This window comes from Burkholderia sp. Ac-20345, from assembly GCF_017104825.1.
Taxonomy (GTDB): domain Bacteria; phylum Pseudomonadota; class Gammaproteobacteria; order Burkholderiales; family Burkholderiaceae; genus Burkholderia; species Burkholderia lata_B.
The window spans coordinates 1-20,077 of the sequence record NZ_JAAGPO010000190.1; the positions used below are offsets into that span (position 1 = coordinate 1).

Consider the following 20,077-nt stretch of genomic DNA (forward strand, 5'->3'; position numbering starts at 1 on the left):
TCGCAACGCGCGGCTCGACGAGATTCGCGCGACCGGCGCGCGGTTCGCGGATACCGCGCGGCTTTACCAGGCGATGGGCACGCCGCCGGTCGACAAGGCCGGCCAGTCCGGCAAGACCAACCCGGCAGCCGGCGGCTCCGCAACCGGCCAGCAAGCGCGCGCCACCGCCGCCGACACCCCGCCTTCGCCGCAATAAGCCGTCCCTGCCCTCGGGTGCGCGCGGAATCCCCCCGCGCACCCGATTCCCGATCTTCCGCTTGACCCTCACGTAGCGTAACGTTCGAGACTCCAGTGTGCGTACCGAACGGAGGAACGAATGCGACTGAAAGTGGGAGAACTGGCGAAACGCAGCGGGCTGACCGTCCGCACGCTTCATCACTATCACGCGATCGGTTTGCTGACGCCTTCGGCGCGCGCCGACAACGGCTACCGGCTGTACGACCGCCACGACATCGCCCGGCTCCACCAGATCCAGGCGCTGCGTCGCTTCGGCCTGTCGCTCACCGAAATCGGCGACCACCTGAACCAGCCCGACACCCCGCTCGTCGAGATCGTCGCGAAGCAGATCGCGCTGCTCGACCGTCAGCTCGCGCAGACCGCGCAGCTGCGCGAACGGCTCGTGAGCCTGCATGCGCAGCTCGCCGCGGGCACGGAGCCGGAGCTGGCCGATTGGCTCACCACACTGGAGTTGATGACCGTGTACGACAAATATTTTTCCGAGGAAGAGCTCGCGCGCCTGCCGATGTACCAGAAGAGCCAGGCGGGCGACGCCGAATGGATCGCACTCGTTGATGAGGTGCGTGCGCTGCACGACGCGGGCGTGCCCGCCGACGACGAACGCGCCCGCACGCTCGCCGGCCGCTGGATGACGCTGCTGGTGCGCGACACGAACAACGACCCGCGGCTGCTGGCGAAGCTGAACCTGATGCACGAACACGAACCGGCAATGCAGTCGAAGATCGGCATTTCGACCGCGCTGCGCGACTATGTGCTGCGCGCGTCGTCGGAGACCAAGATGCGGATCTTCGAGAAGTATCTCGCGCCGGACGAGATCCGCTTCATGCGGGCCCACTACGGTGAAGGCGCAATGGCATGGCCGCAATTGATGGGCGACGTGCGCGATGCGATCGATGCGGGCGCCAGACCGGATTCACCGGAAGGCCGCGCGCTCGCGCAGCGCTGGCTCACGCTGTTCTGCAGCTATGCCGGCACCGATCCGGCCACGCATGCGAAATTCCGCCACGCGATGATGAACGAGCCGTCACTGACGAAGGATTCGTGGATCGACGACACGTTGATCGGCTTCGTGCGGGAGGCGATGGCGCAGCTTGCGCCTGCGCGTTGAGCTTGTTGAGTGCTTGAAGGTTCGGGCGGCAGGCGGATTTCCCGCGTGCCGCCCGTTTCACCACTTGCGGCCCGTGGGCAGCGACAGCCACCGCGGCGATGCACGACCCACGCCGCCTCGGCACCTCGGCACCTCGGCACCTCGGCACCTCGGCACCTGGCGCTTGCGATGCGTCAGTCCGGCTCGCCGACACCGTCATCGCTGAACGCGAGCAGGTCGCCGGGTTGGCAGTCGAGATAGCGGCAGATCGCCTCGAGCGTCGCGAAACGGATGCCCTTGACCTTCCCTTGCTTGAGCAGCGACAGATTCTGTTCGGTGATGCCGACGGCCGCCGCGAGATCCTTCGAGCGGACCTTGCGCGTCGCGAGCATCACATCGAGCTTGACCACGATCGACATGGCGCGCCTCAGACGAACTGTCGATGTTCGGCATCGAGTTCGCTCGCCTGCCGGAGGATGTGCGCGATGACCGCAATGCAGGCCGCGGTGAACAGCGCGACCACGTACGGCAGGCTGAAGCCGATGCTGACCACGCGATGGCCGACCGGCTCGCGCAGCGTCGCCCACACGCTCAGAAGCGGTTCGCACAGCAGGCTCAGCAGCACCCACAGGCCGATCGCACGGCCCGTCTTGCCGAGATGGCCGGCCGCTTGCGCGGAGAAATAGTCGCGGCGCGCGTAGGTGCGGAACAGCGCACGCAGATGACGCAGGCCGTTCGCGAGTGCGATCAGCGGCACGCTCGACAGCAGGATGCCGACTCCCTTCTGCCACCACGGGAATGCGGCGACATCCACGTTCAGGTTCGAGATCACCGAATCGGTAAGGCCGAATACGAAGCCGGGCCCGGAGGCCGCGTTCAGTGACGGAAACGCCCAGCACGCGGCGTTGAGCACCAGCATGCCGACGATGAACCACAGCGTGACGGTGGCCATCTGCTGGCTGATACGGGCGATGCGATCGGAATGCATGCGAAGTCCTCGACGGGGAATGAACGTGCGTCGAGTGTACACCGATAATTATCGTAAAACGATAATTTATTGTTGCTCTGGAATGATTACTTATCGCCCAGCATGTTTGCACTCACCTCGACAGGCGCGTGTCGCACGCACCGTCGCGATCGCCGGGCGCCAGCCTATCGATAGTCGCGCACGCTGATCCCGCGCCAATGCTTCGTCATGTAGCGCAGGAACGCGGGTTGGGCTTTCAGGTCCGCATTCGGCACGGGTGCCGCGCCGCCGTCCATGAACTTGCCGTTGACCGTGACGGTTTCCTCGCCGCGCAGCACGTACTTCGTGCCCTGGTCGATCAGGAAGTACTTGACCTGGTCGGCGCTGACGTCGCCGCGGCAGCCGATCTTGTACGCGAACAGGAACTGCTTGCGGCCGTTGCCTAGCAGGTCGCGCATTTCGATCGACGCGGGCACGACGTCGAGGATCACGTCGACCGGGCATTCCTTCACGTAGTCGCGCACGGTCCAGTCGGGCCGGCCGTCGAGCGTCGCGGCAACCTTGAGTTCGACGTCGTCGCCGGACTCGGTTCTCGCGAGCGTCACCGCATGCGCGCCGGCCGCATCGGTCCATGTGTATTCGGCGGCGGCCTGCGCCGAGTTGCACAGCGCAGTGGCTACAAGAAACAGGCAAGGCGAAAGGAAGCGTCTTTTCATCGGCGAAGTGGGGGCAGGATCGAACGCGCCATTATCGACAAAGCCGCCTACCGCTGCCAACTGCTCGCTGCTCGCTGCTCGCCGCGCGATCGTTCAGCGTTCGCGCGACCCGAGCCCGAGCGCCTTCATCCGCCGGTACAAGGTTCGCTCGCTCATCCCGACCTGCTCGGCGAGCGCCTTGCGCGTGCCGTCGAACGTGCGCGCGATGCGCACGAGTTCCGCGTCCGACACGCCGCGCGCATCGGCTGCTCCGTCCTGCGGCGCCGCCGATGCGGCGACCAGCTCGGCCGGCAAATGCTCGACCCGGATCGTCCCGTCGTCCGCGAACAGGCACGCGCGTTCGAGCACGTTGCGCAGCTCGCGGATGTTGCCCGGCCATGCATACGCATCGAGACACGCACGCGCGCGCTCGGTCAGCACGAATGGCCGCGCGCCCGCGTCGCCCGCACTGGCGCGCGCGTTCGCGATCCGCCGCAGGATCGATTCGGCCAGCAGCGCGACGTCCCCGCGCCGGTCGCGCAACGCCGGCAACGGAATCGGAAACGCGTTGATCCGGTAGTAGAGGTCCTGCCGGAACCGGCCGTCGTCGATCATCTCGCGCAGCGGCTTGTGCGTGGCCGCGACCAGCCGGAAATCCGCGCGCAGCGCCTCGACGCCGCCGACGCGGCGGAACGCGCCCGACTCGATCAGCCGCAGCAGCTTCACCTGCATCGGCAGCGGCACGTCGCCGATCTCGTCGAGAAACAGCGTGCCGCCCTGTGCGGTCTCGACGAGGCCCGGCTTGCGCTGGTTCGCGCCCGTGAACGCACCCTTCTCGTAACCGAACAGTTCGCTCTCGAACAGCGTCTCGGCGATCCCCGAACAATCGACGACGACGAACGGCCCCATCGCGCGGTCGCTCGCCTCGTGCAGCGCGCGGGCGAACAGTTCCTTGCCGGTGCCCGATTCGCCGAGCAGCAGCACCGGCAACATCGAGGGCGCAACGCGCTGCAATGCGCCGAGCGCGGCATTAAACGCGTCGGCGCCGCCGACGAGCCCTTCCGCGCTCGGCTGCGCGGACGCGCTGCGCACCGTCGTCAGCCGCTCGACGTACGCGATCACGTTGCCGTGCGCATCGAAGATCGGCCGCAATTCGACGTCGACATGCTCGGGGCCGCGCGGCGTGTGGTGGATGTGCAGCACGCGGTTCAACCCGCGCGATTCGAGCGCCTGCTTCATCGGACAATGCTCGCCGGCCTGGTCGCACGGCACGTCGTAGTGATGCGAGACCTGGAAGCAGTGCCGGCCCACGTGCTCGACGCCCGCGACGCCGAACTGGCGCCGGTACGCATCGTTCGCCGCGAGGATGCGGTAGTCGGGATCGACGACGATCATCGGCTGCGGATCCTGCTCGAGATACGCGACCAGCGCGCGCACGTCGGGCATGACATCGTGGCGCGGCGCGGGGACGATCGGGATGGTGTCGTGCGGATTCATGCGGACGCTCGGTGAAGGGGCTGCCTGACGCACTGCCAGGTTGACTGCCAATTCTGCCACGACACTGCCAGATGTGGCAGTCCACAGTGACGAACGGAGGCCGCCGACACCCGAACATCCCTGCGGCCGCGCAAAAAACCCGAGCCGAATCAAGTCCCTGGCAGATCGGCCTATGCCTTGGTGCAGGCTGGCACGGTTCTTGAATTACCCATCCCGATTGCAGATGCAGAACCCGATCGAGGACACCCCGTGAGCGATGCCACCACGCTGTCGGTCGAAGGCTTTTTCGACCCGGCGACCCACACCGTCAGCTATCTCCTGCTCGATACCGCGAGCCGCGCGTGCGCGCTGATCGACAGCGTGCTCGACTACGACCCGAAGTCCGGCCGCACGCACACGGCCAGCGCCGACCGGCTGATCGCCCGCGTCGCCGAACTCGGCGCGGACGTGCACTGGCTGCTGGAAACCCACGTGCACGCCGACCACCTGTCGGCCGCGCCGTACCTGAAGGAACACGTGGGCGGCCAGATCGCGATCGGTTCGCACGTGCGCCGCGTGCAGCACGTGTTCGGCACGCTGTTCAACGCGGGCCCCGGCTTCGCGCACGATGGCCGCCAGTTCGACCGGCTGCTCGACGACGGCGACACGCTCGCGCTCGGCGGGCTGACGATCCGCGCGCTGCATACACCGGGCCACACGCCCGCGTGCATGACCTACTGCGTCGACGATGCGACGCAACGCGCGGCCTTCGTCGGCGACACGCTGTTCATGCCCGACTACGGCACGGCCCGCTGCGACTTCCCCGGCGGCGACGCACGCACGCTGTACCGCTCGATCGCACGCGTGCTCGACCTGCCGCCCGACACGCGCCTGTACCTGTGCCACGACTACCAGCCGGGCGGCCGCGACGTGCAGTTCGAGACGACCGTGGCCGAGCAGCGCCGCGCGAACGTGCACGTGAAGGACGGCGTGACCGAGGACGATTTCGTCGCGATGCGCACCGCGCGCGACGCCACGCTCGCGATGCCCGTGCTGATGCTGCCGTCCGTGCAGGTCAACATGCGCGCCGGCCACCTGCCCGAGCCCGAAAACAACGGCGTGCGCTACCTGAAGATCCCGCTCGACGCGATCTGAGCCGCGCGCCCCACCCGGAGAACCCCGACATGACCATCCGCAAGCTGACCGACGCGCTGTCGGTCTCGCCGCAGATCGCAGCGGCCGACCTGCCCGCGCTTCACGCGGCCGGCATCCGCGCGATCATCTGCAACCGCCCTGACGGCGAAGGCCCCGACCAGCCGACCGTCACCGAGATCCGTGCGGCCGCCGCGCCGCTCGGCATCGACGTACATTACCTGCCGGTCGATACGGGCAAGGTGACCGACGACCAGGCCGCGCAGTTCGGCGCACTCGTCGCGTCGCTTGAAGGCCCGGCGCTCGCGTACTGCCGCAGCGGCACGCGCTCGGCCACGCTGTGGGCGCTGTCGCAAGCCGGCCTGCGCCCGCTGAACGACATCGTCGCGACGGCCGGCGCAGCCGGCTACGACCTGCGCGCGCTCGCGTCGCGTGTCGCGCAAGGCGGCAAACAGGCGGCACCGGCCGTTCAAGCGCGGCACGACATCGCGATCGTCGGCGCGGGCGCGGCCGGCATCGCGGTCGCGTCGAGCCTGCTCGCACGCGACGCGTCGCTCGACATCGCGGTGATCGATCCGGCCGACGTCCATTACTACCAGCCGGGCTGGACGATGGTCGGCGCGGGCGTGTTCCGGCCCGAAACCACCGCGCGCCGGATGACCGACGTGCTGCCGCGCGGCGTGCACCGGATCCAGGCCGCCGTCGCGGGCTTCGAGCCGGACGCGCACACGGTCGTGCTCGACGGCTGCCGCCGCATCGGGTATCGCAAGCTCGTCGTGTGCCCGGGGCTCAAGCTCGACTGGCACGGGATCGAAGGCCTCGCCGACACGCTCGGCCGCAACGGCGTCACGTCCAACTACCGCTACGATCTCGCGCCGTACACCTGGGAGCTCGTGCGCGCGTTCCGCGGCGGCAATGCGCTCTTCACGCAGCCGCCGATGCCGATCAAGTGCGCGGGCGCGCCACAGAAGGCGATGTACCTGTCGTGCGACCACTGGCGTCGCGCGGGCCGTCTCGAAGCCGCGAACGTCGAGTTCCTGAATGCGGGCGCCGCACTGTTCGGCGTCCCCGACTACGTGCCCGCGCTGATGGAGTACGTGAAAAGCTACGACATCGCGCTGTCGTTCGGCCACAACCTCGTGTCGATCGACGGGCCCGCGCGCCGCGCGACGTTCGCGCGCGCGCTGCCGGACGGCGGCAAGGAAACCGTCGTGCGCTCGTTCGACATGATCCACGTCGTGCCGCCGCAGAAGGCACCCGACTTCGTGCGTTCGAGCCCGCTCGCCGATGCGGCCGGCTGGATCGACGTCGATCCGGCGACGCTGCGGCACCGGCAGTTTCCGGACATCTACGCGCTCGGCGACGCCACCAACACGACCAATGCGAAAACGGCCGCGGCCGCCCGCAAGCAGGCGCCGGTGGTTGCACACAACCTGCTCGCGTCGCTCGGCCGCGCGCACGGCGACGCCGCGTACGACGGCTATGGCTCGTGCCCGCTCACGGTCGAGCGCGGCAAGATCGTGCTCGCCGAATTCCTGTACGGCGGCAAGGTCGCACCGACCTTCCCCGCATGGCTGATCGACGGAAAGCGCCCGTCACGGCTCGCGTGGCTGCTCAAGGAGCGCGTGCTGCCGCCGCTCTACTGGAAGGCGATGCTCAAGGGCCGCGAATGGCTCGCGAAGCCCGCGATCGCGCGTTGACCGGAGCGCGATGACGTCATGCTGATTTCCCTCGTACTGGGCGGTTTCGTCGGTGCCGTGCTCGGCCTGACCGGCGCCGGCGGCGGCATTCTCGCGGTGCCGGCGCTCGTCGTCGGCATGAGCTGGCCGATGCAGCAGGCCACGCCCGTCGCGCTCGTCGCGGTGGCGGGCAGCGCCGCGCTCGGCGCGCTCGAAGGTTTCCGCCGCGGCCTCGTGCGCTATCGCGCGGCGCTGCTGATGGCCGTGGCCGGCGTGCCGCTGACCACGCTCGGCGTACGGCTCGCGCACGTGCTGCCGCAACGCCTGCTGCTCGCGCTGTTCGCGCTGACGATGCTGGTCGTCGCCGGCCGCCTGTTGTTGCAGGCGCTGCGGCACGTGCCGGTCGACGCCGATGCGTCGCCGCTGTGCGTCGGCCGCGTGAATCCCGATACGGGCCGGCTCGTGTGGTCCTGGCCGGTCGGCGTCGCGCTGGCGTCGACCGGCGCGATGACGGGCCTGATGACAGGGCTGCTCGGTGTCGGCGGCGGCTTCGTGATCGTGCCGATGCTGCGCAAGTTCACGAACGTGTCGATGCATGGTGTCGTCGCGACGTCGCTGATGGTGATCGCGCTCGTCGGCACCGGCGGCGTGTTCGCGACGCTCGTGTCGGGCACGCGCGCACCGCTCGACGTGACGCTGTGGTTCACCGTCGCGACCGCGCTCGGCATGGCCGCCGGCCGCGGCGCGTCGCATCACCTCGCCGCGCGGCACGTGCAAGCCGGTTTCGCGGCCGTGCTCGTGTGCGTCGCCCTCGGGCTGCTGGCAAAGGCGGCGTTCGGTGCGTAAGTCGGCCACCACCGGGGCGCGGGAATCGAACCCGCGTCCCGGTTGCTGAGGTCGTTCATCCGACGCGATCGCGTACTGACCGACGCAGATCCACACGCAGCGTCACCAAACAAAACGCCCGGCCCGACTCGTCGTCGGCACCGGGCGTTTTCTACTGCGGCGGGCACCACCGGCCAACGGAACGATGGCCCATCGCCATCAAAACAGGCGGAGCATGACCGTCATTTGAGCCACTCGCGCAGCTTGACGGCAATGTTGGATCGCTCGACATACCCCAGTGCCGAAACCGCGCATATCGCTCCGACTGTCGCATACAGCAGCGCTATTTCTCCATTCCTTGCCACATCCGGCCATGCTGCCTTTGCCAGAACCGCAAGAACAATCGATCCCGCAACGCCACCGACGACGGCCAGCATCGGTAACACCGCCCTCCTTGGGAGCCGCGCGGCGGCCCAATAGACCGGATACGAAAGCAGCATGGCCACTGGAAATGCAACCGCGAAAGCAACGGCAGAAAAAACGATCGAAACACTGCCAAAATCCTTGGCGGACAAAAGGCCGATGAGCAAGCCGGCCACGATCGCGGCAGTCAGGCTTGCACCAAGTGATTCAGAAATCTTCAATTTTTCTCCCGTAGCACCCGCCGGAAATTCAAAGCCTCTTCGCCGCTTTTGCTGAACACGCCCGCAAGCATGTCTCACCAAACAAAACGCCCGGCCCGACTCGTCGTCGGCACCGGGCGTTTTTCATGGCGATCGCAACCTGAACGTCAGGTCGCGAACCCCGCCAACCGCTTGCGCTCCTGGCGCAGCATCACGAAGTTCGCGATCACGACGCCGGCCGTCACCGCGACGATGAACAGCGTCGCGAGCGCGTTCATCTCCGGGTTCAGGCCGAGGCGCACGCGCGAGAACACCACGAGCGGCAGCGTCGTCGAGCCGGGGCCCGACAGGAACGCCGACAGCACGAGGTCGTCGATCGACAGCGTGAACGACAGCAGCCAGCCTGCGATCAACGCCTGCGAGATCAGCGGCAGCGTGATCGTAAAGAACACCTTCAGCGGCGTCGCGCCGAGATCGAGCGCGGCTTCTTCCAGCGACGGGTTCAGCTCGCGCACGCGCGACTGCACGATGATCGCGACGTACGAGATGCACAGCATCACGTGGCCGAGCCAGATCGTGAACACGCCACGCTCGGCCGGCCAGCCGATCCACTTCGCGAGTTCGATGAACAGCAGCAGCAGCGAGATCCCCTGGATCACCTCGGGAATCACGAGCGGCGCGTTGATCATCCCGCTGAACAGCGCGAAGCCGCGAAAGCGTCCCATCCGCGCGAGCACGAAGCCGGCCCACGTACCGATGAACACCGACGCGAACGCGGTCAGCACGCCGATCTTCAGCGACAGCCACGCGGCCGTCAGCAGTTCGTCGTCCTCGACGAGCGCCGCGTACCAGCGGAACGAGAACCCCGACCACACGGTGACGAGCTTCGACTCGTTGAACGAATAGACGATCAGGCTGATGATCGGGATGTACAGGAACGCGAAGCCGGCAAACAGCGCCGCGAACTGCAGGTAACGATTCGGCTTCATCGACGGCCTCCCTGCTCTTTCGCCTGGAAGTGCTGGAACATCGCCATCGGCACGAGCAGCAGCAGCACCATCGCGCAGGTCACCGCCGACGCCATCGGCCAGTCTGCGTTGTTGAAGAACTCATTCCACATCACGCGGCCGATCATCAGCGTGTTCGCGCCGCCGAGCAGTTCGGGAATCACGTACTCGCCCACCGCCGGGATGAACACGAGCAGGCAGCCCGCGATGATCCCGTTCTTCGACAGCGGCAGCGTGATCTGCACGAAGGCCTTCCACGGCTTCGCACCGAGGTCGTACGCGGCTTCGAGCAGGCGCAGGTCCATCTTCACGAGGTGCGCGTAGAGCGGCATCACGAGGAACGGCAGGTACGAATACACCATCCCGATGTACACCGCGTAGTTGGTGCGATACAGCTCGATCGGCGTATGGGTCAGGCCGATCCACATCAGGAAGTTGTTCAGCAACCCGTTGTTCTTCAGGATGCCGATCCACGCGTACACGCGAATCAGGAACGACGTCCAGAACGGCAGCATCACGGCCATCATCAGCACGTTGCGGGTCGCCGGGTTCGAACGCGCAATGTAGTACGCCATCGGATAGCCGATCAGCAGACACAGCAGCGTCGTAATCGCGGCCACCCACACCGAGTTCACGTAGGTCGCGAAATACAGGGTGTCCGTAAACAGGAACGCGTAGTGCGACAGGTTCAGCGCAACGTGCACGACGCCGTCGGCGTACGACGCAAGCTCCGTGTACGGCGGGATACCGAGCTGCAGCTCCGCGAAACTGATCTTGACGACCAGCACGAACGGCACGAGGAAGAACAGCACGAGCCACGTGAACGGCCCGGCGACGACCGCCGTGGCGCCCGTCAAGTTGAAGCGCCGCACCGGCCACTCGAGCAACGACTTGAACGTGGTCATGACGTCAGCACCACGCCGGCCGTCGCGCTCCAGCGCACGTAGATCTCGTCGCCGAGCGCCGGCGTCTCGAGCTCCGAAATCGCGAGGCTCGACACGTTCGCGATCACCGTCTTGCCCGCGTCGAGCTTCACGTGATACAGCGAGTAGCCGCCCATGTACGCGACGTTGCTGATCCGGCCGCGCGCCCAGTTGAACGCGCCTTCGGGCGGCTTGCGCGTAAGCGCGATCCGTTCGGGGCGCACCGACACCGTGACCGGCATCCCGAGCGGGCCCGAGATCCCGTGGCTCACGTACAGCCGGCTCGGCAGTTCCGGCGACTCGATGTACACGTGGTCGGGTTCGTCCTCGACGGTCACGCCTTCGAACAGGTTCGTCGAGCCGATGAATTCGGCCGAGAAGCGGCTGTTCGGATATTCGTACACTTCGTTCGGCGAGCCGATCTGCACGATCTGCCCTTCGCTCATCACCGCGAGGCGATTGGCCATCGTCATCGCTTCTTCCTGGTCGTGCGTGACCATGATGCAGGTGACGCCGACCTTGTTCAGGATGTTGACGAGCTCGATCTGCGTGCGCTGGCGGATCTGCTTGTCGAGCGCGGACATCGGCTCGTCGAGCAGCAGCAGCTTCGGCCGCTTGACCAGCGAGCGCGCGAGCGCGACGCGCTGCTGCTGGCCGCCGGACAGCTGATGCGGCTTGCGCTTCGCGTACTTGCTCATCTGCACGAGTTCGAGCGCCGAAGCGACGCGCGCCTTCAGCTCGGCCTTCGGCGTGCCTTCCTGCTTGAGACCGAACGCGACGTTCGACTCGACCGACATGTGCGGAAACAGCGCATACGACTGGAACATCATGTTCACGGGCCGCTTGTACGGCGGCATCTGCGCGAGGTCCTCGCCGTCGATCAGGATCTTGCCCGACGTGACCGTCTCGAGGCCCGCGAGCATCCGCAGCAACGTCGACTTGCCGCAGCCCGAGCTGCCGAGCAGCGCGAACAGTTCGCCCTGGCGCACGGTCAGGTTGACGCTGCGCACGGCTTCGGTGTCGCCGAATTTCTTGACGACGTCGACGATCTGGACAAAGGTCTCGGCGCGCGCATCGGCGCCGGAGGAGGAAACGGAGGACGGCGCGCCCGCGACCGGCGCACCCGACTGGCTATTCATGATGTGCTGCTTCTCTCCTGCGTTGAACGAACAAAGCCCCCGGGGGCACCAGGGGCTTCATGACTGCTGGGAACACCGGCTCGTGTCAGCGGCCCGACTTCAGCTCGGTCCACAGACGCGTCTGCAGACGCTGGATTTCAGGCGGCAGCGGCTTGAGCAGGAACAGCGTCTTCACGACGTCGGCCGGCGGATAGACGGCCGGGTCGTTCGCGACGTCGGGCCGCACGTACTTGCGGGCTTCGGCGTTGGCGCTCGGGTAGTACACCGCGTTCGTGATCGCCGCGTGCACCTTCGGATCCTCGATGTAGTTGATCCACTGCAGCGCGGCATCCTTGTTCTTCGCGTCCTTCGGGATCGCCATCACGTCGAACCACACCGGCGCGCCGCCCTTCGGAATGTAGTACTCGACCTTGTACGCCTTCTTCGCTTCGATCGCGCGATGCTTCGCGATCACGACGTCGCCCGACCAGCCGAACGCGAAGCAGATGTCGCCGCCGACCAGGTCGTTGATGTAGCCCGACGAGTTGAATTGCGTGATGTACGGGCGGATCTTCTTCAGCACTTCCATCGCGGCCTTGTAGTCGGCCGGGTTCGTGCTCATCGGATCCTTGCCGATGTAGTGCAGCGTCGCCGCGAACATCTGGTCGGGCGCGTCGAGCACCGACACGCCGCAGGACTTCAGCTTCGAGATGTTTTCCGGCTTGAACAGGATGTCCCAGTTGTCGAGCGGCGCCTTGCCGAGCGCCTGCTGCGCCTTCGTCAGGTTGTACGCGAGACCGGTCGTGCCGTACGCCCAGGGTACCGAGAACTTGTTGCCCGGGTCCGCGCCGGCGACGAGCGCCATCAGTTGCGGATCGAGATACTTGAGGTTCGGCAGCTTCGACTTGTCGAGCGGCGCGAAGATACCGGCGGCGATCTGCTTGCCCGCGTAGTTGCTGGTCGGCACGACGATGTCGTAGCCCGAGCTGCCCGTCAGCAGCTTCGCCTGCAGCGTGTCGTCGCTGTCGTAGTTGTCGTAGCGGACCTTGACGCCCGATTGCTTCTCGAAGTTCGGGATCGTGTCCTTCGCAATGTAGTCCGACCAGTTATAGACATTGAGCTGCGTATCCTTCGCCGCTGCCGCCGATGCACCCACGCACAGCGCGAGCGCTGCGAACCGGCCCACTACCTTTGCTTTCATCCCGTTCTCCCTCCGGCCGGACCTTGTGTCCGGCTGCCGTCTGCCTCGTCATGGCGGCACATTCTGGCGCGCCGCCCCTCGAAAACCCCGAAAACTACCATCATTCGCGCCCCGTCACAAAAAAATCATGCCGGTGTCGCGCAAACGGAACAGATTCCCGCTGGAGGCCAGGCTGGCCGCCCGCGTGGCTGGGTGTTCCCGGGGAATTCTATCGGGTAATCGGCGGCTGTCCACCGGGAAAAACAGGCGGCGGCGAAACCGCGTTCGCAGGCCGGACGCGAACCGCCTGGCGGCTGTACCCGAACCCGGCCGTACTGTCACGCCGCGGCACCGGTACGGCATGCCGGCCGCATCCGCCCGGCCGTCCGGCCGCGATGCATTAAAATGGCGGCTGACGATTCAACTGCGTGAACCCTTCCGATGGCCTCCAATCTCCACGACCTGCCCGACAGCCCCTGTATCGGCGTGTGCTCGACCCTCTTCGACGAAGTCTGCAAGGGCTGCGGCCGCACGGCCGCCGAAGTGTCGAACTGGGTGTTCCTGAGCGACGACGAAAAACGTGCGGTGTGGGAGCGCATCTCGCGCGAAGGCACCGCGATGCGCTTCCAGTACGACAAGCTGTAAATCCGCCGCGCAAAAAAAAAGCGGCATGCCGACCGCCATGCCGCCAACCCCAACTCTGTTCTTTTCCCGCCGCGTCTAGAACTTCATCCCGACGCCCACGCCGACGATCAGCGGATCGATGTGCAGCGTACCGATGCCCTTGTCGCCGAGCGTCGCATCGGTGCTCATCCAGATCTTCTTCACGTCGACGTTCATGAAGACCTTCTTCGTCACCTGCACGTCCACGCCGAACTGCAGCGCGGGGCCGAAGCTGCTCTTGTTGATCGACACGCCCTGCCCGCCGACGTTGAGCCCGTTGTTGTAGAAGTACGTGTAGTTCACCCCCGCGCCGACATACGGACGCACCTTGCCGGCATGGTTGAAGTGATACTGCAGCAGCAGCGTCGGCGGCAGCACGCCCACGCCGCCGAGATTGCCGAGGCTCGACGTCAGCTGGTGCCGCGACGTGCCGAGAATCAGTTCGACGCCCAGGTAGTCGCGGATCATGTACGTGAAGTCGAGCTCCGGCACGATCGCGTTGTTCACGCCGACGTTCAGCGCCCCCAGCGTGTCGCTCGCGCGTTCGTTCGGCTGGATGCTGATCGCGCGCAGCCGGACCAGGACGTCGCCCTGATTGATGCCGTCGCCCGGCGAGGCCGCGTGCGACAGCGAAGGCATCGCGGCGAAAGCGGCTGCAACAGCGGCAGCGGTGACACAAGTTCGAATCGTTTGATGCATGGTACGGACCCCCAAAGAATGGTTTCCATTCTCCCAGTAGGGTCTTTTCTGCATCTTGATATCCGTCAAGCCAGCGTAAACGTGGGACGGTTTGCCGCAGGCTCGGTCGCACAGCCCGTCAGCAGCAGGTCGAGCAGATCGCGCACGCTGCGGATCGCACGGCCGAACGGCAACGCTTCGCGGCCACGGAAGAACAGCCCGTTCGCGACGTCGCCGCGCAATGCGGCCGCCAGCCGCGTGTCGATGCAGAAATGGCCGAACTTCTCGATGCCGTCGCGCAACCCGCATACGCTCAGGCATTCGAGCGCGGTCGGGCAGCGCTGCTTCAGCGCGCCGAGCTTGGTGCGGATGCGCGTCTCGTTGCGCAGGTAACGATCGAGCCACGGTGTCTTCACCGCGCGCGCGGGCAGCCCCGTCACGCTGACGAATTCGACGATGTCGTCGGGTGTCGCGTCGGCCAGCACGCGCTTGAAGTGCGGATGCGCATCGCCCTCTTCCGTCACCGCGAACGGCGTCCCCACCTGCACGCCGTTCGCGCCGGCTTCGAACGCCGCGCGCACCGTGTCGTGACTGTTGATCCCGCCCGCAACGATCAGCGGGATCGTTTCGCGCGCGAGGCCGAGCGACGCCATCACCTGGGCGGTCTCGTCGAGCACGCGCGCGAAATCGAAGCGACCGTCGTGCATGTCGTCGATCTGCGTGACGCCGAGATGGCCGCCCGCATGCGCCGGATGCTCGATCACGATCGCGTCGGGCAGGCACCCCTTCTTCATCCACTTCTTCAGCACGAGCGCGATCCCGCGGCTGTCCGACAGGATCGGAATCAGCGCGATGTCGTGTCCTTGCATGAGATCGGGCAGGTCGAGCGGTAGGCCCGCGCCCATCACGATCGCATCCGCGCCCTCGTCACACGCGACCCGCACGTAGTCCGCATGCGCGCTCACGGCCTTCATCACGTTGACCGCGATCATTCCGCGCCCTTCGCTGTAGGTCTTCGCAAGACGGATCTCGCGTGCGAGTGCCTCGAGGTTCGCGGCTTCGAGCGTCGCGCGATCGGGTTGCGCGCGGCAACGCGCGAGCAGGTCCGCATGATGGTGGCGCAGGTCGATGCTCGCGATCGTGCCGACCGCGCCTTCGCGCGCGACGCTGCCCGCCAGCCGGTGCGCGGAAATGCCGACGCCCATGCCGCCCTGCACGACAGGCAACAAGGTGCGGCCGCGGATCGTCAGCGGCGGAAAGGAAGTGCGTACGGTCATCTGAAACCTCGTCGGAACATCGGAACCGCGATGATCGACGATCCACCGACGCGCACCTTGACGGCCGTCAATAAAAAAACGGCACGCGAGCGTGCCGTTTCCGATTCGGGCCGTGAGAAACGCTCAGGCCGGCTTCGCGGGCTTGAGCTGCATCGACTTGTACTCGAGATATTCTTCGAGCCCGTACACGCCGTTCTCTCGGCCGTGACCCGACTGCTTGTAGCCGCCGAACGGCGCGGCCATGTTCCACGTTCCGCCGTTGATGTCGACCTGCCCGGTGCGGATGCGGCGCGCGACGCCCATCGCGCGTTCGTCGCTGCCGGCCCACACCGCGCCGCCGAGCCCGTACGGCGAATCGTTCGCGATCCGCACGGCCTCGTTTTCATCGCGATACGTGATGATCGACAGCACCGGCCCGAAGATTTCTTCCTGCGCGATCGTCGATTTCGGATCGACTCGGCCGAACACGGTCGGCTTCACGAAGAAGCCCTTATCCAGCCCTTCCGGCAGGCCCGTGCCGCCCGTCACGAGTTCCGCGCCTTCGTCGATCCCGCGCTGGATGTAGTCCTGCACACGCTGCTGCTGCACAGCCGACGCAAGCGCGCCGAGGCGCGTCGCGTCCTGCCGCGGATCGCCGGCGACGTAGGTTTCCGCCGCCGCCTTCGCGATCGCGCGCGCCTCGTCGTAGCGCGCTTCCGGCACCAGCATGCGCGTGTGCGCCGAGCAGGTCTGCCCCGCGTTCAGGTAGCACGCGTTGACCGTGCCCTTCACCGCCGTCGCGAAATCGGCATCGTCGAGGATCACCGAGGCCGACTTGCCGCCCAGCTCGAGCGCGACGCGCTTGACACCCGCGGCCGCCAGCTCGGCCACGCGCTTGCCGGCACGCGTCGAGCCCGTGAACGACACCATGTCGACGTCCGGATCGGTGGCCAGCACCTCGCCGACCACCGGGCCATAGCCGCACACGAGGTTGAACACGCCGGCCGGCAGCCCGGCTTCGTGAATTGCCTCGGCGAGCATGAACGCGTTGAGCGGCGCGACTTCGGACGGCTTCAGGACGACCGTGCAGCCGGCCGCGAGCGCCGGTGCGACCTTCAGCGTGACCTGGTTGAGCGGATAGTTCCACGGCGTGATCGCCGCGACGACGCCGACCGGCTCGCGCACGACGAGCGAGTTGCCGACCTGTGCCTCGAATTCGAACGACTCGGCGAGCTTCGCGTACGCCTTCCAGTTGTAGATCGGGCCGCCGACCTGGATCGCGCGCGACAGCTTGATCGGCATCCCGACTTCGCCGGTGATCGACTGCGCAAGCTCCTCGCTGCGCGCCTGCAGATGCTCGACGATCTTGCGCAGGTAGCCCGCGCGCGTCGCGGGCGGCGTGGCCGCCCAGGCGTCGAAGGCTGCGCGCGCCGCGCGGATCGCGTCCTGCGCGTCGGACGCGACGCCTTCCGGAATCCGGCCGATCACGGCTTCGGTGCCCGAGTCGATCACGTCGATCGTGCCGGTGCCGGCCGGTTTGCGCCACGCGCCGTCGATATAGAACTGGTCGTAGATTTTCATCGCTTTCCGCCTCCAGGAAAGCCGACATTCTAGCGAGCGTTTCGGTCTGCCGGTGTGACGATTGACAGCCATTAGAAAGGTCTTTAGCCTCGGCGCCTCATTCATCATAAGAAAGGAGAATGCCTTGAGCATCCTGACCAAAATCGAGGGCGGCTATCTTCAGGTACTGCGCGTGATCGTGCTGTTGTTCGCGACCGCAGTCCTGATCGGCGGGGTCATATTCGGCGCGGTCGCACTCGACGCGCGCCTGTCGAAACCGCCGAAGGTCGATTCGGCCGTCCAGGTCGATCCTGCATCGTTCGCGTGGGAGAACGATGCACCCGCCAAGGCCGCGCCGGCCGCCGACGGCGCGGCAGCGAAGGACGACAACGCGTCGCCCGCGCTGCGCCTGTCGACGCGACTGTCGGGCATCGTGCAGAAGCACGGCCGGGCGGCCCTGGCGCCGGACTACGCGGTCGATCGCGACGCGTACGAGCCGTCGTTCCAGCGCGTGCTCGGCGAAGACGACCATCCGGACGTCGCGTACTACGAGCAGCAGATCGCGTATCTCGACAAGGTGCTGTCGCGCGCGGACGTCGCGGCCAGCGTCAAGAAGAAGGTCACCGGCCACGGCGACGAATATGCGCGCGAGCAGGCGTACACCGGCGTCGTGTCGGCGGTCATGCGCGACTTCTCCGAGCGCTACGACGCACGCCGGACCGCGATCGACAACGAGAAGAAGGCCGCGGAGGAAACCGCTGCCGAGAACGGCCAGACCGCGCGCTACGCGGGCGTCGCCGCGCTCGTCGCGCTGTATTCGTTCGTGTCGCTCGCCGTGCTGATCATCCTGATCCGCGTCGAACGCAGCATCCGCTCGATCGCGCGCGCCACGCACACGACGACCTGATCGCGCTCGTCCGCAGCCCGCGCGCCGGGCTGCGGCGGGCCCGCGAACGGGCCCGCTTCGCGGCGCCAGCGGCCGGTTCCCGGCCGCCTCTTCCCGCGCGGTTCCTCACGCCTTCGCTCACTTTCCGTTCCCGCCGCACCCTCACTCCGCCGTCGGCCGTCCACGCCGGCGCAGCGTCCGCTTCGCCGCCGCCATGTCAGCATCCGCCCGGGTGCGCGGCCGGGCCCGCATCGTGCTATGTTTTTATTATCGGCACCGGCCCATTGCAACCGGCGCCGCCCGGAATCGACGTATTTCGTGAGCGCTGCCATGTCCGACGCATCCCATACCCTCGGCTCGCAAGACCGCCTCGAGCTGCTTTGCTGGCTCACCTGCGGCAACCTCGGCGCGTTTTACCTCAACGAATCGTGGCCGGACGCCACGTTCCATGTCCAGGCCGCACACCGCTGGCTCGACCGTCATCACCGTCAGGCCGACTGGCTCGTGATCGCCAGGCTCGCGGCGCTCGCGCAGGACATCGCGAAGCGGCATGCCGGGTTCGTCGATGCGTCGTGGGCGCGCGACGCAGTCGAGGAAATCGTCGATACCGACGATCTCGACTATCGGGCGAAACTCGTGCAATGGGTCTATGAAGACTGCTGCAAGGCGCTCGCCGACAAGCGGCTGGCCGACTGAGTCCATGCGTGCGGGCCGCGGCATCGCGCGGCCGCCCGTCTTTTCGTCGATGTACGCGTGGCAGCCGCGATGATCGACAGGCACGGTACGCTTCGCACCGCCCCCCGCACCGCCACGCGCCGAGAAACCTACAGCAGCGACTTCGCCTGCGTCAGAACCTTGTCGCAGATCTGCTTGGTCACCTGCTGCTTCAGGCCACCGCCGCTCAGGTCGAGCTTGCTGCCGTTGCCGGCATCGAGGATCCCGCTTGCGCCGCTGGAATAGCCGCTGTCGGACGACGCGTTGCCGCCGAGCTTGCCCAGCAGTGCGTCCTTCACCGACGACGCGCCGCCGGACGCCCCGCCGAGATAGTTGTTCTGGATGCAGAACTGCAGCAGGCCCGCGACGTTGCCGGTGCTGCCCGGCATCAGCGACGAACCGCCACCGCCCGTCAACGCGCCGCCGAGGCCCCCGAGGTTGCCGAGCGCACCGCCCGCGCTGCCGCCTGAATCGCCACCGCCGCCGACCTGCTTCAGGACATCGCCCAGCTGCGCATGCGCCACCGAAAACGGCGCGAGCAATCCGATCAGCGCGCCGGCAACGGTCGCGCGGTATAGACGTGCATTCATGTAAAGCCTCCCGGTTGTGACTGCATGAGTACCGTGAATCGAATCCAAGGATACTCAATCAACCCGGGCATGACAGCCCCTGCACCGCCGACAAACGCACGCGGCGGCCCGATTTCTCGACAATTTGACAAAGCTTGACGTAACGCACCGACTCACCGGTCCATCGTTCGCGCGGCAAGCATCGCAACCTGCCGCACGGTGCCGGCACGTGCGCTGCTATGCGTCCGCCGCACGCGCTCCCCGCCACGAAGCGGCGACGGAAACGAGCGCCAGCATCACGCCGATCGACGCGAACGGCATGGCCGGATGCAGTTCGTACAGCGTCGCGCCGACCAGCGGCCCGATCACCATGCTGAGCCCCTGGGCCATCGACATCGCGCCCGCGCATGCAGCCTGCTCGTGCGGCGCCACCCGTGCGCTCGCCAGCGCCGCCACGGCCGGAAACGCCGCGCCCATCCCGCATGCGGCGACGAGATAGCTCGCACACAGCGCCAGCGGCTGGCCGGCCTCGGCCATCAGCACCGACGCGAATCCGGTGCCGCCCGCGAGCGCGCCCCAGCGCAGCCACCGTGCCGGTGCAACCGACCGGAAACGCCCGACCAGCGCCTGCGTCACGATCAGCCCGAGGCCCGCGCTGCCGAGCGCATACCCGGTCGCGAGCGGCGCGGCCTGCGCGCTCACGCCCAAGCGGTCGATCACGTAAAACCCGAGTGCGCTGTTCGCGATCATCACGGCGCTGTAAAGCGCCAGCGCGCTGAACC

The 20,077-nt window shown here is 66.8% G+C and carries 21 protein-coding genes and 1 pseudogene; 8 read left to right on the forward strand and 14 right to left on the reverse strand.

From position 1 onward, the window contains the following. Together G3O06_RS38475 and G3O06_RS38480 are read left to right on the forward strand one after the other, a co-directional pair. Positions 1-196: pseudogene (locus tag G3O06_RS38475) on the forward strand (RND transporter); the annotation flags it as partial. A 120-nt stretch (positions 197-316) separates the two neighbouring features. Continuing rightward, complete coding sequence (locus G3O06_RS38480) at positions 317-1,345, forward strand: MerR family transcriptional regulator (protein WP_205819242.1); 1,029 nt, start codon at positions 317-319, stop codon at positions 1,343-1,345. Between the two features lie 173 nt (positions 1,346-1,518). On the opposite strand, the gene G3O06_RS38485 is transcribed toward G3O06_RS38480, so the two are convergent. From G3O06_RS38485 to G3O06_RS38500, 4 genes are all read right to left on the reverse strand, one after another. Next, complete coding sequence (locus tag G3O06_RS38485) at positions 1,519-1,743, reverse strand: helix-turn-helix transcriptional regulator (RefSeq protein WP_027787308.1); 225 nt, start codon at positions 1,741-1,743, stop codon at positions 1,519-1,521. Positions 1,744-1,751: 8 nt separating this feature from the next. Then, on the reverse strand, positions 1,752-2,312 hold the full coding sequence (locus G3O06_RS38490; protein WP_174916918.1) for a DUF2975 domain-containing protein: 561 nt from the start codon (positions 2,310-2,312) through the stop codon (positions 1,752-1,754). Positions 2,313-2,476: 164 nt separating this feature from the next. Continuing rightward, positions 2,477-3,007: a DUF4124 domain-containing protein gene (locus G3O06_RS38495; RefSeq protein ID WP_205819243.1), complete on the reverse strand. Its 531-nt coding sequence runs from the start codon at positions 3,005-3,007 to the stop codon at positions 2,477-2,479. 93 nt (positions 3,008-3,100) lie between these two features. Further along, complete coding sequence (locus G3O06_RS38500) at positions 3,101-4,483, reverse strand: sigma 54-interacting transcriptional regulator (RefSeq protein ID WP_205819244.1); 1,383 nt, start codon at positions 4,481-4,483, stop codon at positions 3,101-3,103. 249 nt (positions 4,484-4,732) lie between these two features. Between G3O06_RS38500 and G3O06_RS38505 the strand changes: the two genes are divergently transcribed. The 3 genes from G3O06_RS38505 to G3O06_RS38515 are packed head-to-tail and all read left to right on the forward strand — an operon-like array spanning position 4,733 to position 8,139. After that, complete coding sequence (locus G3O06_RS38505; protein WP_174973097.1) at positions 4,733-5,617, forward strand: MBL fold metallo-hydrolase; 885 nt, start codon at positions 4,733-4,735, stop codon at positions 5,615-5,617. 29 nt (positions 5,618-5,646) lie between these two features. After that, positions 5,647-7,314, forward strand: a complete 1,668-nt coding sequence (locus G3O06_RS38510; protein ID WP_205819245.1) for a bifunctional protein tyrosine phosphatase family protein/NAD(P)/FAD-dependent oxidoreductase — start codon at positions 5,647-5,649, stop codon at positions 7,312-7,314. Between the two features lie 18 nt (positions 7,315-7,332). Next, positions 7,333-8,139 (forward strand): sulfite exporter TauE/SafE family protein, encoded by an 807-nt coding sequence (locus tag G3O06_RS38515; RefSeq protein ID WP_174973093.1) that lies wholly within the window; start codon positions 7,333-7,335, stop codon positions 8,137-8,139. A gap of 221 nt (positions 8,140-8,360) precedes the next feature. Here G3O06_RS38515 and G3O06_RS38520 read toward each other — a convergent pair whose 3' ends face one another. The 5 genes from G3O06_RS38520 to G3O06_RS38540 all read right to left on the reverse strand — a co-directional run bounded on the left by G3O06_RS38520 (position 8,361) and on the right by G3O06_RS38540 (position 12,990). Next, the gene (locus G3O06_RS38520) at positions 8,361-8,762 is read right to left on the reverse strand and encodes a hypothetical protein (RefSeq protein ID WP_205819246.1); all 402 of its coding nucleotides are present in this window, start codon (positions 8,760-8,762) and stop codon (positions 8,361-8,363) included. Between the two features lie 146 nt (positions 8,763-8,908). Further along, on the reverse strand, positions 8,909-9,730 hold the full coding sequence (locus G3O06_RS38525) for an ABC transporter permease subunit (protein WP_174916925.1): 822 nt from the start codon (positions 9,728-9,730) through the stop codon (positions 8,909-8,911). Next, positions 9,727-10,653: an ABC transporter permease subunit gene (locus G3O06_RS38530; protein ID WP_205819247.1), complete on the reverse strand. Its 927-nt coding sequence runs from the start codon at positions 10,651-10,653 to the stop codon at positions 9,727-9,729. The genes G3O06_RS38525 and G3O06_RS38530 overlap by 4 nt, the downstream gene beginning before the upstream one ends. Further along, positions 10,650-11,810 (reverse strand): polyamine ABC transporter ATP-binding protein, encoded by a 1,161-nt coding sequence (potA, locus tag G3O06_RS38535; RefSeq protein ID WP_174979877.1) that lies wholly within the window; start codon positions 11,808-11,810, stop codon positions 10,650-10,652. Before potA ends, G3O06_RS38530 begins: the two co-directional genes overlap by 4 nt. Positions 11,811-11,895: 85 nt before the next feature. Further along, the gene (locus tag G3O06_RS38540; RefSeq protein WP_205819248.1) at positions 11,896-12,990 is read right to left on the reverse strand and encodes a polyamine ABC transporter substrate-binding protein; all 1,095 of its coding nucleotides are present in this window, start codon (positions 12,988-12,990) and stop codon (positions 11,896-11,898) included. A gap of 420 nt (positions 12,991-13,410) precedes the next feature. Between G3O06_RS38540 and G3O06_RS38545 the strand changes: the two genes are divergently transcribed. Continuing rightward, positions 13,411-13,614, forward strand: a complete 204-nt coding sequence (locus G3O06_RS38545; protein ID WP_010095552.1) for a DUF1289 domain-containing protein — start codon at positions 13,411-13,413, stop codon at positions 13,612-13,614. A 75-nt stretch (positions 13,615-13,689) separates the two neighbouring features. On the opposite strand, the gene G3O06_RS38550 is transcribed toward G3O06_RS38545, so the two are convergent. From G3O06_RS38550 to G3O06_RS38560, 3 genes are all read right to left on the reverse strand, one after another. Next, the gene (locus tag G3O06_RS38550) at positions 13,690-14,331 is read right to left on the reverse strand and encodes an OmpW family outer membrane protein (RefSeq protein ID WP_174916929.1); all 642 of its coding nucleotides are present in this window, start codon (positions 14,329-14,331) and stop codon (positions 13,690-13,692) included. 65 nt (positions 14,332-14,396) lie between these two features. After that, on the reverse strand, positions 14,397-15,587 hold the full coding sequence (locus tag G3O06_RS38555) for a nitronate monooxygenase family protein (RefSeq protein WP_205819249.1): 1,191 nt from the start codon (positions 15,585-15,587) through the stop codon (positions 14,397-14,399). A 123-nt stretch (positions 15,588-15,710) separates the two neighbouring features. Next, positions 15,711-17,147 carry an aldehyde dehydrogenase family protein gene (locus tag G3O06_RS38560; protein WP_205819250.1) on the reverse strand — a complete coding sequence of 479 codons (1,437 nt, stop codon included), beginning with the start codon at positions 17,145-17,147 and terminating at the stop codon, positions 15,711-15,713. Between the two features lie 124 nt (positions 17,148-17,271). Here G3O06_RS38560 and G3O06_RS38565 point away from each other — a divergent pair, with 124 nt between their 5' ends. Next, positions 17,272-18,033 (forward strand): hypothetical protein, encoded by a 762-nt coding sequence (locus tag G3O06_RS38565; RefSeq protein WP_205819251.1) that lies wholly within the window; start codon positions 17,272-17,274, stop codon positions 18,031-18,033. 309 nt (positions 18,034-18,342) lie between these two features. Beyond that, the gene (locus G3O06_RS38570) at positions 18,343-18,708 is read left to right on the forward strand and encodes a hypothetical protein (protein WP_174973081.1); all 366 of its coding nucleotides are present in this window, start codon (positions 18,343-18,345) and stop codon (positions 18,706-18,708) included. 128 nt (positions 18,709-18,836) lie between these two features. Here G3O06_RS38570 and G3O06_RS38575 read toward each other — a convergent pair whose 3' ends face one another. Beyond that, complete coding sequence (locus G3O06_RS38575) at positions 18,837-19,316, reverse strand: DUF2501 domain-containing protein (RefSeq protein WP_205819252.1); 480 nt, start codon at positions 19,314-19,316, stop codon at positions 18,837-18,839. A gap of 216 nt (positions 19,317-19,532) precedes the next feature. Next, on the reverse strand, positions 19,533-20,077 hold a 545-nt coding region (locus tag G3O06_RS38580; RefSeq protein WP_205819253.1), incomplete at its 5' end, for an MFS transporter.

Coding starts and splice junctions, on each gene's coding strand:
- G3O06_RS38530 (WP_205819247.1), bottom strand. CDS start 10,653: ATGACCACGTTCAAGTCGTTGCTCGAGTGGCCGGTGCGGCGCTTCAAC.
- G3O06_RS38560 (WP_205819250.1), bottom strand. CDS start 17,147: ATGAAAATCTACGACCAGTTCTATATCGACGGCGCGTGGCGCAAACCG.
- G3O06_RS38555 (WP_205819249.1), bottom strand. CDS start 15,587: ATGACCGTACGCACTTCCTTTCCGCCGCTGACGATCCGCGGCCGCACC.
- G3O06_RS38485 (WP_027787308.1), bottom strand. CDS start 1,743: ATGTCGATCGTGGTCAAGCTCGATGTGATGCTCGCGACGCGCAAGGTC.
- G3O06_RS38490 (WP_174916918.1), bottom strand. CDS start 2,312: ATGCATTCCGATCGCATCGCCCGTATCAGCCAGCAGATGGCCACCGTC.
- G3O06_RS38570 (WP_174973081.1), top strand. CDS start 18,343: ATGTCCGACGCATCCCATACCCTCGGCTCGCAAGACCGCCTCGAGCTG.
- G3O06_RS38495 (WP_205819243.1), bottom strand. CDS start 3,007: ATGAAAAGACGCTTCCTTTCGCCTTGCCTGTTTCTTGTAGCCACTGCG.
- G3O06_RS38545 (WP_010095552.1), top strand. CDS start 13,411: ATGGCCTCCAATCTCCACGACCTGCCCGACAGCCCCTGTATCGGCGTG.
- G3O06_RS38480 (WP_205819242.1), top strand. CDS start 317: ATGCGACTGAAAGTGGGAGAACTGGCGAAACGCAGCGGGCTGACCGTC.
- G3O06_RS38540 (WP_205819248.1), bottom strand. CDS start 12,990: ATGAAAGCAAAGGTAGTGGGCCGGTTCGCAGCGCTCGCGCTGTGCGTG.
- G3O06_RS38500 (WP_205819244.1), bottom strand. CDS start 4,483: ATGAATCCGCACGACACCATCCCGATCGTCCCCGCGCCGCGCCACGAT.
- G3O06_RS38515 (WP_174973093.1), top strand. CDS start 7,333: ATGCTGATTTCCCTCGTACTGGGCGGTTTCGTCGGTGCCGTGCTCGGC.
- G3O06_RS38550 (WP_174916929.1), bottom strand. CDS start 14,331: ATGCATCAAACGATTCGAACTTGTGTCACCGCTGCCGCTGTTGCAGCC.
- G3O06_RS38575 (WP_205819252.1), bottom strand. CDS start 19,316: ATGAATGCACGTCTATACCGCGCGACCGTTGCCGGCGCGCTGATCGGA.
- G3O06_RS38510 (WP_205819245.1), top strand. CDS start 5,647: ATGACCATCCGCAAGCTGACCGACGCGCTGTCGGTCTCGCCGCAGATC.
- potA (WP_174979877.1), bottom strand. CDS start 11,810: ATGAATAGCCAGTCGGGTGCGCCGGTCGCGGGCGCGCCGTCCTCCGTT.
- G3O06_RS38525 (WP_174916925.1), bottom strand. CDS start 9,730: ATGAAGCCGAATCGTTACCTGCAGTTCGCGGCGCTGTTTGCCGGCTTC.